Annotated in this window: 14 protein-coding genes; 13 read left to right on the plus strand and 1 reads right to left on the minus strand. The window is 67.2% G+C overall.

The window, feature by feature from the left end; all coding sequences use genetic code 11:
• Positions 1–171: 171 nt before the first annotated feature.
• Positions 172–1,872 (minus strand): ShlB/FhaC/HecB family hemolysin secretion/activation protein, encoded by a 1,701-nt coding sequence (locus tag L540_RS18180; RefSeq protein ID WP_043214835.1) that lies wholly within the window; start codon positions 1,870–1,872, stop codon positions 172–174.
• A gap of 437 nt (positions 1,873–2,309) precedes the next feature.
• Here L540_RS18180 and L540_RS18185 point away from each other — a divergent pair, with 437 nt between their 5' ends.
• The 13 genes from L540_RS18185 to L540_RS18245 all read left to right on the plus strand — a co-directional run bounded on the left by L540_RS18185 (position 2,310) and on the right by L540_RS18245 (position 13,235).
• Entirely contained in the window at positions 2,310–3,116 is an 807-nt protein-coding gene (locus tag L540_RS18185; protein WP_043214832.1) for an MHYT domain-containing protein, read from the plus strand.
• 138 nt (positions 3,117–3,254) lie between these two features.
• Positions 3,255–3,467, plus strand: a complete 213-nt coding sequence (locus L540_RS18190) for a Flp family type IVb pilin (RefSeq protein ID WP_043214830.1) — start codon at positions 3,255–3,257, stop codon at positions 3,465–3,467.
• A gap of 144 nt (positions 3,468–3,611) precedes the next feature.
• Positions 3,612–4,100 carry an A24 family peptidase gene (locus L540_RS18195; protein ID WP_231584884.1) on the plus strand — a complete coding sequence of 163 codons (489 nt, stop codon included), beginning with the start codon at positions 3,612–3,614 and terminating at the stop codon, positions 4,098–4,100.
• Entirely contained in the window at positions 4,061–4,486 is a 426-nt protein-coding gene (locus L540_RS18200; protein WP_231584886.1) for a TadE family protein, read from the plus strand. Before L540_RS18195 ends, L540_RS18200 begins: the two co-directional genes overlap by 40 nt.
• Position 4,487: 1 nt before the next feature.
• Positions 4,488–4,943, plus strand: coding sequence for a TadE family protein (locus tag L540_RS18205; RefSeq protein WP_043214825.1), 456 nt, complete (start codon positions 4,488–4,490; stop codon positions 4,941–4,943).
• Positions 4,940–5,884 (plus strand): Flp pilus assembly protein CpaB, encoded by a 945-nt coding sequence (cpaB, locus tag L540_RS21915; RefSeq protein ID WP_043214823.1) that lies wholly within the window; start codon positions 4,940–4,942, stop codon positions 5,882–5,884. Before L540_RS18205 ends, cpaB begins: the two co-directional genes overlap by 4 nt.
• Positions 5,885–5,919: 35 nt before the next feature.
• Positions 5,920–7,263, plus strand: coding sequence for a type II and III secretion system protein family protein (locus L540_RS21920; RefSeq protein ID WP_048026610.1), 1,344 nt, complete (start codon positions 5,920–5,922; stop codon positions 7,261–7,263).
• Positions 7,260–8,600: a P-loop NTPase family protein gene (locus L540_RS18220; protein WP_043214821.1), complete on the plus strand. Its 1,341-nt coding sequence runs from the start codon at positions 7,260–7,262 to the stop codon at positions 8,598–8,600. Before L540_RS21920 ends, L540_RS18220 begins: the two co-directional genes overlap by 4 nt.
• Before the next feature lie 14 nt (positions 8,601–8,614).
• Positions 8,615–9,979 (plus strand): CpaF family protein, encoded by a 1,365-nt coding sequence (locus L540_RS18225; protein ID WP_043214819.1) that lies wholly within the window; start codon positions 8,615–8,617, stop codon positions 9,977–9,979.
• The gene (locus tag L540_RS18230; RefSeq protein WP_043214817.1) at positions 9,976–10,890 is read left to right on the plus strand and encodes a type II secretion system F family protein; all 915 of its coding nucleotides are present in this window, start codon (positions 9,976–9,978) and stop codon (positions 10,888–10,890) included. The genes L540_RS18225 and L540_RS18230 overlap by 4 nt, the downstream gene beginning before the upstream one ends.
• A gap of 9 nt (positions 10,891–10,899) precedes the next feature.
• Complete coding sequence (locus tag L540_RS18235; RefSeq protein WP_043214815.1) at positions 10,900–11,898, plus strand: type II secretion system F family protein; 999 nt, start codon at positions 10,900–10,902, stop codon at positions 11,896–11,898.
• Between the two features lie 8 nt (positions 11,899–11,906).
• Positions 11,907–12,782, plus strand: a complete 876-nt coding sequence (locus tag L540_RS18240) for a tetratricopeptide repeat protein (RefSeq protein WP_197085670.1) — start codon at positions 11,907–11,909, stop codon at positions 12,780–12,782.
• Positions 12,783–12,800: 18 nt separating this feature from the next.
• Positions 12,801–13,235 (plus strand): DUF3613 domain-containing protein, encoded by a 435-nt coding sequence (locus tag L540_RS18245; protein ID WP_231584888.1) that lies wholly within the window; start codon positions 12,801–12,803, stop codon positions 13,233–13,235.
• Positions 13,236–13,243: the final 8 nt, after the last annotated feature.

Raw genomic sequence — 13,243 nt, forward strand, 5'->3', positions numbered from 1 at the left:
ATAAAAATCCATAAATATCAACTAGTTATGAATGAAACTGGAGATTTCTCGCCAAAATGAAAGGCCTGCTTTTTGCGAAAGCAGGCCGATTGTGAATGTTGTTTTTCCACGAAATTCGTCGGGTGTTACGGGGAACGTTACGTGCGGCGTTACGTAACGCCGGAACGTTTTTTATAAGGCGTCGTAGAACAAAGAGTAGTTGGCGTTGAAGCGAAGATCGCGGTCGCGGTCATTCAGGGTGGCCGCGCCGACGGGCTTCGCAATATTGAAATCGAACAGATAATACTTATCGTCCGTCACCCGGAAACCCAAGGCCACAGAGGAGAGATGCTTGGGATTGACGGGCTTGAGCGCCGCGTTGTTATACCAACTGCGGGCGTAATCGACCATGACGTAGGGCTGCAAGGCCCGCAGATACTGGTAGCCGATATTGAAACGCCGGTTGACTTCGGCCGACAGGCCCAGGCCCTTGTCGCCGCTGATCTCGCCTTGCGGATAACCCATGCCGTAGCGCCAGCTGCCGAAGGACACTTGCTCGGAAGTGGGCAGGATATCGCTGCTGTACTGGCCCGCGCCGCTGAACACCAGGCCGAACTGGGCCGGCAGGGTGAAGGCCTGGCGCGCGCTCAGGTTCCATCGCGTGAAATCCAGGTCGGTGGGGGGCGTGGCTTCGTAGCCATAGTTGCTGGTGACCTTGGCCCGCGCGCCCATGCTGTCAAAGCCCTTGGAGACGCTCAGGGTGGCGTCGGTGGAGCGTTCCGGCAGCACGTCCAGGTAGCGCAGCTCGGCCGTGGCGGCGCGCACGCGCGAGTCCTCGCGCAGCCATTTGTCGGTGTGGCGCAGGTCATAGCGGTCCTTGGCGTTGGTGGCGTACACCCCCAGCGTGCCGGTAAGCGAGCGCCGGTTGTTCAGCAGGATGGGGTAGCTCACCCCGACGCCTATCCTGTCGGTCGTCACCTTGCGCTCGAAGCCCAGGTATTGGATGGCGTCATCCTGGGGCCGGGCTTCATAGTGATAGCCATCGACCTTGACGGACCAGCCGTCGTTGCCCACGGGGATCCGGACCTCGCCGGCGAAGTACTTCACATCATCGGTATTGAGCGGGATGCTGGCCGTCAGGCGCACCTGCTCGCCCAGCGGCGTGAGGCTGTTGGAGCCCACATTGACGATGGGCTGCATGCCGGTGCCCATATCCGCGATGCCGCCATTGCCGGTGAACTTCTTGCGCGTGGCCGCGAGGCTCAGTTCGGTGGCGCCGTTGGCGCGCTTGGGCAACTCCAGCGCTGGCGTGAACGATACGCCTGGCACGGTGCGCATCAGATTGAGCACGCGCTCCAGCGTGGCCTGCTTGAGCGGTTTTTCCTGCAATAAAGGCTGGGCCAGGCTTTCCAGTCTTTGTCGGGCATTACCGATATCGCCGTCGATGCGGACATTGTCGATATAACCCTCGACCACGGTCACCACGACCAGGCCATTGGCAAAATCCTGGTTTTGCACCAGGGCAAAAGAAAGCGGATAACCGCGCTCCCGATAAAGCGCCGTGATTTTATCGACCTCGGCCACCAATTGCGCGACGGTTATATCCTTGCCGGCCAGGGGCGTCAGAAAAGCCGCAACTTCCTCGAAGGGGAGGGTCTTGACGCCCGACACATCGAAATGTCGCGGAACAATATGTTGCGCCAGCCGGGCGGCCACCGCCTGCTGTTCCGGCGTGGGCGCGACCGGCGTGGGCGGCGCCGCAGTCGGGGGGCGCTCGATCTGCGGCAGCGCGTCCACGGGATTGCCTCGCAGCGGCCCGTCGGCCCAGGCCGTGGTGATGCCCAACGAGAGGCTCAAGGGGATCAGCAAACTGCGATGGACGGAATGCTTCATCGATGCGGCTTGACGGATAGGGCGCTCGGGCGCCGGATAGTTTTCAGTTCGTTACGGGCTCGATTTTGGTTGCATCTTGCCAGCAAGCCATCGGGGCAGCAATCCTGAACAAACCCCCATGAATTTAGATTGCGTTTATTGCACCGCCAGGCCCGACAAGAGGTCGGCACGGGCAGATTTTGCCGCTTTTTTGCTAAAAAATTCCATTTATTGCCAGATTTATGAATATCGGTTGCATTTCTCATGTCGCAATATTACGAATGTTCGGGAAAACCCTGATGTAAAGCGAATGTTAATAGATAAGACTAGATAAACATTTCAAAACAAAAATTTCAGTATTCCTCGGCTGAATCAAAACCGCAGTTCTGGGTTAACAGGGTGCGCGCAAATGATTAGGTTTCTAATAGTGCGCGTTGCGCATTGACCGCGGAGTCGACATGAATCCCGGAGACGTGGTTCCGCTCTCGTTCCAGATGGCTCTGGTGATTTTGTCGTTTGTCGTCGCTTTTCTGGGAGCCTATGTCGCATTAAGCGCGGCAGCCAGAATCCGCTTGAGCGTGCAGTTTGGAGACAGCTGGCGGGGTTTTGTGGTGGTGGGCGCGGTCGCGATGGGCGGCATTGGCATCTGGGGCATGCATTTCATCGGCATGCAGGCGCAGGACCTGCCTTTCGACGTGAGCTACAGCCTGGGACCGACACTGTTGAGCGCGCTGGTGGCGATCTGCTTTTCCGCCGTGGCCTTTCTCTATGTGGGAGGCAGGCCGTTTTCGCTGATGCGCTGCCTGGTGGCTGGCGTGACCGTGGGCCTGGGAGTCGCGGCCATGCATTACATCGGTATGAGCGCCATGCGCATGCCCGCCTTCTTTCGCTGGAATAGTGCGCTGGTCGCGCTGTCGGTGCTGATCGCCATTCTTGCCGCCACGGTGGCGGTGTGGCTCGCATTCAATGTGCAGCGCGAGTGGCAGCGGGTGGCCGCGGCGGCGGTGATGGCGGTGGCGATCTGCGGCATGCACTACACGGGAGCCGCCGCCGGCATGGTGGTGTGCCGTGCGCCGCTGGACCCTGCCGAGGCCGGGCTGGTGGGCGGCGCCTCCTTGCCCTATGTGGCCTTCGCCGGGGCCTTGGCGATCCTGATCGCCATGCGCTGGCAGATGCACCGCAGCTACAAGGACTATCAGTTGCGCATGGCGGCGCGCGTCGATGATCTTCTGGGAGGCGGTTCGCGCCCCGCAGGGCCGGCCTGACAACAGGCCGGGTAGACAGATGTTGAGAAGTCGTAGGGATTGACCCGCTCCGGGCGTGCCGGGGGGGCAATGGCAGCGCCCGGGTGCCGCGGCGTTTTTTCAACCTGTAGTACCTGTATTTCGCTTTTGGAGGTGTCTATGTTTGCGCAACTTTCTGCTTTCTGGCGCGACGAAGACGGCGCGACCGCGATTGAGTATGGCCTGATCGCGGGCCTGGTCGCGGTGGCGATCATCGGCGGCCTGACCATACTGGCTGGCGGCCTGAACGGCCTGTTCGAACGCATCAATACCGCCTTGACCAGCGTCGCGCCGGCTGGCGGCGGCGGTGGCGGCGGGAACACCACTCAGTAACCATTCTGCTTCAAGCGATGAAGGCCCGAGGGTCTTCATCGCCGCGGTTTCGTCCGGAGTCTTCGCGCGCTTCGGGCATGTCTCGCCTTGATGCCGTTGATCAACGACGGGAGTCTTACCTTGTTGAAGGAGAATGCGTGGTGGATGGCTTGGCTCGCCTTCAACGCTGCGGTCGTCGTCTACGACCTGGGCTGGCGGCGCGTGCCCAACTGGCTGGTGTCTATCGCCGCCTTGGCCCAGCTGGGCTGGCTGGCCTGGCACAGTCTGGGCGGCGGTTGGCCCGCCAGCGGCCCGCGCGCCTGGCTGGACGCGATCTTGCCGTTTGCCATCGGTTTGTTGTTCATCGTGTTCTGGCGCTTGCGTCTCATGGGCGCGGGCGACGTCAAATATCTCGCCGTCCTCGGTTTGTGGCTGGGGTTTCTTCCCTGGCTGACGGTGCTGCTCCTGGCCAGCATCCCGGCGGGCATCCATGCGCTGTGCCAGGCGCTGGCCGTGCTGCGCAACCCCGGACGCAAGCGGCGCGGCGTGCCCTACGCGGGCTATCTGGCCCTGGCCGCGCTCAGTCTGGCAGCTATGCCGTCGAATTCGCCCTGGTGTTCCTGGTGTTCTTCCTGGTTGTCTACGGCATTCTGACCTGGGGCCTGATCTTCGTGGCGCAGCAATCCCTCAATCATGCGGCCCAGGAGGGCGCGCGCATGGCCTTGCAGTGGCAGGGCGCCAACGCCATGGGTCCGCGCGCGCTGCGCGCCCGCGCCGAGGCGCTGCGCCAGCTGTCCTGGGTGCAGAGCATGGGCAATGCCGATGCCGCCATCGCGGTCTGTGGAGCGAACGGGCTGTTGCAGGGCGAGGGCGCCTGCAGCGGCGCCGCCCTGGATCCCGACCAGATCGAGGTCCTGGTGCGCTACCCCTATCTCGCGGGCCCGCTGGTGCCGGTGCTGCCTGGGGTGCTGCCCTGGCTGCCGGCGCAATTGACCGCGCGCGCCTCGGTGCGGCTGGGCGGTCCGGTGGCGGGAGGCTGAGATGCGGCGCAGCTTTCATCAGCGCGGCGCGGCGGCCATCGAGTTCGCCATCACCCTCTTGCTCATGCTCATGCTGGTGGTGGCCATCGCCGGCTATGGCGCCTGGTTCTGGGCCCAGCAGAAAGTCACCAAGGCGGCCGGCGAGGGCGCCCAGGCCATGCTGCAGACCGGTTTCCGGACAGGCGTGGCCAATCTTGGCGCGGCCTGCGCGGCCGCGCGCCAGGAGGCCGCCTGGATGACCATCAGCTGTAATACTCAGGTCCAGCCCTGCGCCTGGACCACGGCCACGGGCGCGGCCCCGCGCTGCGCGCGCGTGTCGGTCTCCTATCGCGCCGACACCTGGCCGCTGCTGGCCACCATGAATTCCCTGGTCAACGTCTTTTCTTCTCGCCCCTGGTTTCCCAGCACCCTCAATGCCTGGGCCGTTGTGCAGATTCCGCAGGATGTGACGCCATGAACAGTCTGACCAAAGTCGCCGCCGTCTTCTTCCTCCTGGTGGCCCTGGTGCTGGGCTATCTGGCGGTCCGTCTGGCGATGCGCGATGCGCCGCCGCCGCCGTCCCCGCCCGTGGCGCAGAGCGCGCCCCAGCAGGCCGAGACCCGGGTGCCCGTGGTGGTGGCGAAGGAAAACCTCGACGCCGGCGCCCGCTTGAGCGAGACCATGCTCAAGGTCGAGCAATGGAAAGTCGCGCCCGAAGTCGCGGTGGCCGACCCCGGCCTCGTGACGGGCCGCATCCTGCGCGAAAAAGTGGTGGCCGGCCAGCCCGTGGGTCCCTATGTGCTGGCCATCGGCCTGGCCTCGCACCTGGAGCCGGGCGAGCGCGCTGTCACGATCGCCGTCGACGAGATCGCCGGCGCGCAGAACCGTATCCGGCCGGGCGACCTGATCGATGTCTTCATGCTGATGGAGCGCGGCGCCGAGGTGCAGGGCTCGCAGATGCGGCTGCTGCAGTCGCGCGTCAAGGTGCTGGCCTATGGCCGGGATTCGGTCGACGGCCCGGCCGAGCCCGACCACGCGGCGGGCGCGGGCTCCGGCAACCCGGCGCCGGTGGCGCGCAATGCCATGCTGGCCGTGCCCGTGGCCAAGGTCAACGAGCTCTTGCTGGCCGCGCGTGCCGGGAAACTGCAGCTGGTGCTGCGCTCGCCCGCCGATGAGGCCGTTCCCGATCCCGCGCTCTTCCCGGCCCGCACGCCGGTCCTGGCCACGCGCGCCAACCTGACGCCGGAACAGAAGGCGGCCGCGCAGGATGGCGTCAACCTGGCTTTCGCCGGCGACGGCCTGACCCAGCTGGCCGGGCCGACGCCGCCGCCCCAGCCGCCCGCGCGGCCGCAGGCTTCGGGCGGGGGCCGCAGCGTCGAGGTGTTGCGCGGCTCGACCGTGCAGAACGTGGCCTATTGATGACCGTCCTTCCAGACCTATCCGTGAAAACGCGCATGACGACAGTACGCAACGCAGGAAAATGGACGCTGCTCACGGCCGTGCTGGCCCTGCCGCCGGCCCTGCCCGTCCAGGCCCAGAAGACGCCGGCGCCCGCCGCCGCGCCCAGTCCCGCCGCGGCGGGCGAGATCGTGGTGGCGGTCAAGGGCCAGGAGCCTTTGCGCCTGGCGGCGGCGCCTGCCCGCATCGCCGTGGCCGATCCCGAGGTCGCCGACGTCAAGGTGCTGCCGGCCGGGCCGAACCGGGCCGGTGAAATCATCATCATCGGCCGCAAGGCCGGCACCACCGAGCTGCGCGTCTGGGCGCGCGGCCAGCGCGATCCCCAAGTCTGGGTGGTGCGCGTGGCCACCGATGTGCAGGCGGCGCTGGCCACGCGCGGCGTGCAGCCGGGCGCCTTCGTGGACATGGCCGGCGGCACCGGCCTGGTCAGCGGCGTGGCGCCCTCGGCCGAAGCGCATCGCGGCGCGGTCGAGGCCGCCGGCGGCGACAAGAATGTGGTGGATGTCTCGCAGATCAACACCAGCGGGGTGGTCCAGGTCGAAGTCAAGGTGGTCGAGGTGTCGCGCAGCGTCATGAAAGACATCGGCGTGAGCTTCAATGCCGGCGGCTCGCGCTTTAGCGGCGGGGTGAACCTGCTGCCCAATCTGGCGGGCGGCTTCATGGGGTCCATCAGCTATAGCAGCCGCGATTTCAATGCCACGCTGCAGCTGCTGCAAAGCAATGGCCTGGCGCGCGTGCTGGCCGAGCCCACGCTGCTGGCCCTGTCCGGGCAGAGCGCCAGCTTCCTGGCCGGCGGTGAAATCCCCGTGCCGGAATCGGGCGGCCTGGGCACGCAGAACGTGACCTACAAGCCTTTCGGCATCGGCCTGACCGTCTCGCCCACCGTGATCTCGCGCGAGCGTATCGCGCTGAAGGTCGCGCCCGAGGCCAGCGAGCTGGACTACGCCAACGGCACGACCATCGTGAATTCCAACAACTCGACCACCATCATCCCGGCCCTGCGCACGCGGCGCGCCGACACCATGGTCGAGTTGGGCGACGGCGAGAGCTTCCTGATCAGCGGCCTGGTCTCGCGCCAGACCAAGGCCAACGTCAGCAAGATCCCGCTCTTGGGCGACCTGCCCATCATCGGCTCATTCTTCCGCAATGTGCAGTACTCGCAAGAGGATAACGAACTGGTCATCGTCGTCACCCCCCGTCTGGTCCGGCCTATCGCGCGCGGCGTCACCCTGCCGCTACCCGGCGCGCGCCAGGAAGTGACCGACTCCGGCTTCAATGCCTGGGGGTATTACCTGCTAGGCCCCATGGGAGGCCAGCAAATGCCGGGTTTTTCACAGTGAACGATATGAAGACTCACGCCCAAGAATGGGTTGGCCTGGACAAGGCCAATTGCTTCCTGTTCTGCTCAAGCGACAACGGCGTGGCGCAGCAGCTGGGACAGGCCGTGGGCGACCTTGGCCTGCTGACCCAGGAATCGCCCGCGCTGGACGTGCTGGCCCAGCGCCTGGCGGAAATCAATCCGCAGGTCGTGTTCCTTGATTTCACGGGCGGCCAGGCCGACCCGGGCAAACTCCTGATCGCCGCCGACTTGGCCCGGGTGCTCATGCGCGTGGCGCCTTCGCTGCCGCGCGTGGCGGTGGGCTATCTTTCGCAGCCCGACGGCGCCATCGCGGCGCTGCGCGCCGGCGTGAGCGATTTCGTCGATCCCTCCATCTCGCCCGACGAGGTCAGGGCGGTGGTGCAGCGGCTGATCGCCAATCGCCGCCAGGCCGACGGCGGTGGCGGCGCGCATCGCAGCGTCCTGGTGCTGGGCGCGCGCCCGGGCGTGGGCGCGAGCACCCTGGCCGTGCATGTCGCCGGCCTGGCGCAGCAGCATCTGGCGCAGGCCGCGCTGGCGCGCCAGAATGCCCAGGGCGCGAAGTCGCAGGCCAAGGGCGAGCTGATGGCCGCGCAACTGCCGCTCAATGAGCGGGTCTGCGTGCTGGACCTGGGCTGGCCCATCGGCGACTGCCTGCTCTATCTCAACATCAACAGCGACTTCGATTTCGCCGAGGCCGTGCGCAATCTGCGCCGGCTGGACGGCACTTTGCTCGGTTCGGCCATGGCCCACACGCCGGCGGGCATCAGCGCCATGGCGCTGCCGCGCGACGTGGCCCAGGTGCGCGCGCTGTCTCCGGCCGATTCGCTGTCGCTGTTCGAACGCCTGCGCCAGCACTATGGTTTCCTGGTCACCGACGCGGGCGGTTTTTCCAATCCCGAGTTCGTCGCCAAGCTGGCGCGCAGCTCCCAGGAGATCTGGCTGGTGACCGATCAGAGCGTGAGTTCGCTGGTCTCGCTGGCTGGCGTGCTGCAGGAGCTTGAGCAGCAGCATGTGCAGCGCGAAACCATCAAGCTGGTGGTCAACCGCTACGACGAGCGCTACGGCATGACCTCGCTGCAGATCGCCGAACGCTTCGGGCTGGCGCTGGCCGGCACGCTGCCGGACCGCACCCTGCCGCTGATGCTGTGCACCAACCAGGGACGCCTGCTCTACCAGCAGGCCGAGCGGGATCTGTATGTGAAGGCCGTGCAGAGCCTGGTCGACCGCATGCTGGCCGAACGCATGGCGCCCGGCGCTCGCCAGGGCTGGCTGGCCGCCTGGCTGCCCGGGGTCCACAAGCGCATGATGCCGCACTGAAGGAATCGCCCACCATGATCATGTCGGCATCGATGGAATTCGGCAGCGGCCAGGAGCCGGATGAGTTCGCCAGCTCGCAGCGTTTCCAGGACGTCAAGAGCCAGGCCTACGAGCACCTGCTCTCGCGCATCGAGGAGCTGGGCGCCGAATTCGGCCGCTGGACGCGCGCGGCGATCCAGGAATTCGTGGAGATCGAGGTCGCCAGTTTTGCGCGCATGCGGCGGCTGGCGATCAACGAGGCCGAGCTGGCCCAGATCAGCAGCTCGCTGACCAAGGAGCTGGCCGGGCTGGGGCCGCTGGAAGATCTGCTGGCAGATCCCGCCGTCGAGGATGTGCTCATCAACGGCTACAACAACGTCTTCGTCTCGCGCCGCGGCGTGCTGGCGCGCGAGAGCCTGCGTTTTACCGACAACCAGCATGTGCTGCGCATCGTGCGGCGCATCCTGGCGCCGCTGGGCCGGCGGCTGGACGAGTCCAGTCCCATGGTGGACGCGCGCCTGCCCGACGGCGGCCGCCTGAATGTCGTGATCGAGCCTCTGGCCGTCGACGGCCCCATGGTGTCCATCCGCAAATTCCGCCAGGATCCGCTCAAGCCGAACGACCTGCTGGTGCTGGGGACCTTCAACGAGGAGATCCATCGTCTCCTGAACCTGGCGGTCAAGCACCGTTGCAACGTGCTGGTCTCGGGCGGGACGAGCTCGGGCAAGACCTCGCTGCTCAATGCGCTGGCCTTCTTTATTCCGGAGAGTGAGCGCGTCGTGACGGTGGAAGACACCGCCGAGCTGTCGCTCAACCACCCGCACGTCGTGCGGCTGGAGTCGCGCCAGGGCGGTTTTGACGGCGCGGGCGCGATCACCATCCGCGACCTGATCCGCAACAGCCTGCGGATGCGGCCCGACCGCGTGGTGGTGGGCGAAGTGCGCGGCGCCGAGGTCATGGACATGCTCCAGGCCATGAATACCGGGCACGAAGGCTCCATGGCCACCATCCACGCCAATTCGCCGCGCGAATGCCTGTACCGGATCGAGATGTTGGCGGGTTTCGCGGGCTTTCAGGGCAGCGAGGACAGCCTGCGGCGCCAGATCGCCAGCGCGCTGGACTTCATCGTCCAGATCGGCCGCCTGCCCAATGGCAAGCGGCGCGTCATCTCGGTGACCGAGGTGACGGGCATGGGCGACAACGTCATCGCCACGCAGGAACTCTACCGTTACGAGTCCTATGTGACGCCGGACGGCGAAGACAAGGACAACTGGGTGAGCCTGGGCATCAATCCTCACACGCCCAAGCTGGCGCGCGCCTGGACCGAAATGCGCGCATCGCTGGCGCCGGACGACCCCGAGTCCACGGGCGGCGGCGGTTTCTGGGGCAGGCGGCGATGACGGCGGCCCTGATCCTGCTGGGCGCGGCCCTGCTGCTGGCGGCCGCGGCCTTTGTGCTGCTGCGCCGCGCCAGCGCGGGCGCGCGGCGCACGGCCAGCTCGGCCTTTCTGGCGTCGCGGCTTGACGCGGCCGCCGACCGGGGCGCGGCCGAACGGCTGCTGCGTCCCATACGCATGGGCGGCAATGCCTGGGCCCGAATGCTTCTGCTGGCCGGCGAGCGTTCGGACGGCAGGCTCTACGCCTTCTTGCTGCTGCCGCCGCTTTTGGCTGGCGGTCTGGGCGCGGCATTCGGCGGCCCGGCCTCGGCGGCGGCGGCCTTCGCGCTGCTTGCGCTGCTGGGTATTTTCCGGCTCTGGCGCAAGGCCGACAAACGCCGGCGCCGCATGATCAACCAGCTGCCCGGCTTTCTGGACGGCGTGGTGCGGCTCATCACGATAGGCAACAGTGTCAACGCCGCCTTCCAGGGCGCCATGACGGCCGTCGATGACCCTCTGCTCGAAGTGCTGGAGCGCGCCGACGCGCTGACGCGCTCGGGCAAGGACCTGGACAGCGCACTGCTCATCGTCTCGCGGCAATACGGCCTGCAGGAACTCTTCCTGGTGTCGTCGGTGATCGCGCTGGCCCTGCGCTTCGGCGGGCGCAGCGAGCAGGTGCTCGAACGCATGGCGGCCTTCATGCGCGATCTGGAACAGGCCCGCGACGAACTGGTGGCCTTGTCGGCCGAGGTGCGTCTGTCGGCCTGGATCCTGTCCTTGCTGCCCATCGGCCTGGCGCTGTTCATCATCATCTTCAACAACGACCTGTTCATGAATATGTGGCGCGACCCGGTGGGCTTCAGGATGCTGATGGGCGGCCTGGGCCTGCAGATCGCCGGCAGCTATTGCCTGTTCCGCATGGCGCGGGGGGTGTAAGGAGCGTCGATGGAAGCCATGCTCAACGATTCCGGCGCCCGCTGGTTCCTGATCAGCGCCGTCATCGCCATGATGATAGGCTGCCTCATCGTCAGCGTGGCGGTGTTCGTGCGCATCGGCCGGGCCGACCGCAATCGCGCCGTGGTCGACCGCGCGCTGGCCGCGCGCGACGGCGTCGCGCCGCCCGCGCCGCACATCCCCAAGGGCGCCCGGCAGCGCGCCGCGGCCGTGACCGAGGCCGCCAGTTCGGCCGGCCTGAAACTCGGGCGGGGCAGGCTGGGAGAGTCGCTGCTGGCCGCCGAGGACCGCCGCCTGGCCGAGCTTTGCTTTCTGGAGCAGTCCGGCCGCGCCAAGGGTCTGTTCATCATCGCCCGCGCCGTGCTGGCGCTGCTGCTGCCGCTGCTGGCCTGGCTGTCGCTGGACGACCTGCTGGGCGGCCGCGGCTTCCTGGTCTGGTTCATCACGGTCTTCCTGGGTTTTGCCCTGGGCTGGATGCTGCCCAAGTGGTGGCTGATGCGGCGCTGGCGGCAGCGGCGCAAGGCGGCGGGAAGCGAGCTGCCGCTGCTGATCGACTTGATGCGGCTGTTGCAGGGTGTGGGCCTGTCGGTGGACCAGAGCATCCATGTGCTGGTGAGCGATTTCCGGACGGTGATGCCGGTGCTGGCCTCGGAGCTGCGCTATTCGGCCGACCTGTATACACGCGGGCGCAGCCGCGAGCAGTCGCTGGGCCGGCTCGCCGTCGACTACGAGAACGATGATCTCACCGCCATCTGCCGGCTCATCGTGCAGGTGGACAAGCACGGCGGCGCGGTGCAGGAGCCGCTGGCCCGCTTCAGCGAGCGCGTGCGCGACCGCCGCAAGCTCGATCTCAAGGCCCATGTGGCGCGCCTGACGGTCAAGATGACCGGCGTCATGGTGCTGACGCTGCTGCCGGCCTTGTTGATCGTGACCGGCGGCGCCGGATTCCTGGCGGTGATACGCGGCCTGTCGCGCATCAATGGAGGCTAGACATGAGGATGGGCAGACTGATGGCGGCAGGTTGGGGGCTCACGCTCCTGGGCGCCTGCGCCAGCACCAACGTGGACACGGCCTGGCAGCTGATGCAGCAACAGCAGCAGGAGCAGGCCTTGATGCAGCAAAAGAGCGAGGAGGCCGAGCGCCAGCGCGCCATGGCTTCGCGCCCGGCCATGGCCCTGTCGGTGATCCGCGAGGCCCAGCAAAGCGGGCGTTATTTTGCTTCGCTGGCCTATCTGGACGCCTACCGCCAGACCTATGGCGAGACGCCCGAAGTGCAGGTCATGCGCGCGGACGCCTTGCGCATGACCGGGCAGGGCGAGGCCGCCGAAAAGCTCTACCGCGGCCTGCTGTCGGGCGAGCAGGCTCCGGCGGCCTGGCATGGCCTGGGCCTGCTGGCCGCCGGCCGCTCGGATTTCCCCGGGGCCGTCGACGCCCTGGCGCGCGCGGCCGCCTTGCGGCCGACCGATGCCCAGTATCTGGGCGACCTGGGCTATGCGCGGCTGCGGGCCGGCGATCTGCAGGGCGCGCGCCTGCCGCTGGGCCAGGCCGCCGAGCTGGATCCGGGCAATGCGCGCGTCCTGGGCAACCTGGCCTTGCTGCTGGTGCTGCAGGGCGAAGAGGGCGGGGCGCAGCAGGTCATGACGCGGGGCCAGCTGAGTCCCCAGGCGCGCAACCGCGTCTATCAGCTGGCCGCGGAGATCCGCCGCCCGGCGGCGGTCTCGGCCAATAGCGGGCCGGGCGCGCCCGGCGGACCCGTGGTGCGGGCCGTTCCCGCGGGCCCGCCCGCTGCCCCGGCCGCCGAGCCCGCCAGCGCGATCCCCATGGTGCAGCGCCCTTTGCTGGACCGCTTGGGCAATCCCCCATTAGTGCAATAACGCCGACGGAGGTCCGACGTGTCCCGATCCCTGAAATACTGCCTCCTGCCGGCCCTGCTGACCTGCGCCCTGGCCCATGCGCAAACCCAGGCGCCGCTGACCGGCGGGGCCGCCGTGAGCGCGCCCGCGGCGAACCCGCCCGCCGCCGCGCCGGTCGCCAGCGGCGAGCCCGCCGCGGCGCCGCCCGTGGTGCGCCAGGTCGATGCGCCCGCGGCGCCGTCCGCGCCCGCCGCCTTTGTCGAGGAAAACCCCGGCGACGTCACCCGGGCGCTGATGGAGGCCCAGGCCGACGGCCGCCGCGCGGGGCCGGGACTGCGCCTGCAGGGGCCCGTGGCCACGGCGGCCTGGCGGCGCTATCTCAAGAGCTTCGAACACCCGCTGCCGCAGTGGTTCGAGAGCGGCGCGACCAGCGGCAAGAGCGGCTCGGGCGGCGGCCTGGGCATGAGCCAATAGGCCCGATC

The organism is Bordetella pseudohinzii (assembly GCF_000657795.2).
GTDB classification, from domain to species: domain Bacteria; phylum Pseudomonadota; class Gammaproteobacteria; order Burkholderiales; family Burkholderiaceae_B; genus Bordetella; species Bordetella pseudohinzii.

Excerpts from the sequence above, each read along its gene's own strand:
- L540_RS18180 (WP_043214835.1), bottom strand. The coding sequence starts at position 1,872 with ATGAAGCATTCCGTCCATCGCAGTTTGCTGATCCCCTTGAGCCTCTCG.
- L540_RS18185 (WP_043214832.1), top strand. The coding sequence starts at position 2,310 with ATGAATCCCGGAGACGTGGTTCCGCTCTCGTTCCAGATGGCTCTGGTG.
- L540_RS18190 (WP_043214830.1), top strand. The coding sequence starts at position 3,255 with ATGTTTGCGCAACTTTCTGCTTTCTGGCGCGACGAAGACGGCGCGACC.
- L540_RS18195 (WP_231584884.1), top strand. The coding sequence starts at position 3,612 with ATGGCTTGGCTCGCCTTCAACGCTGCGGTCGTCGTCTACGACCTGGGC.
- L540_RS18205 (WP_043214825.1), top strand. The coding sequence starts at position 4,488 with ATGCGGCGCAGCTTTCATCAGCGCGGCGCGGCGGCCATCGAGTTCGCC.
- cpaB (WP_043214823.1), top strand. The coding sequence starts at position 4,940 with ATGAACAGTCTGACCAAAGTCGCCGCCGTCTTCTTCCTCCTGGTGGCC.
- L540_RS21920 (WP_048026610.1), top strand. The coding sequence starts at position 5,920 with ATGACGACAGTACGCAACGCAGGAAAATGGACGCTGCTCACGGCCGTG.
- L540_RS18225 (WP_043214819.1), top strand. The coding sequence starts at position 8,615 with ATGATCATGTCGGCATCGATGGAATTCGGCAGCGGCCAGGAGCCGGAT.
- L540_RS18230 (WP_043214817.1), top strand. The coding sequence starts at position 9,976 with ATGACGGCGGCCCTGATCCTGCTGGGCGCGGCCCTGCTGCTGGCGGCC.
- L540_RS18235 (WP_043214815.1), top strand. The coding sequence starts at position 10,900 with ATGGAAGCCATGCTCAACGATTCCGGCGCCCGCTGGTTCCTGATCAGC.
- L540_RS18240 (WP_197085670.1), top strand. The coding sequence starts at position 11,907 with ATGGGCAGACTGATGGCGGCAGGTTGGGGGCTCACGCTCCTGGGCGCC.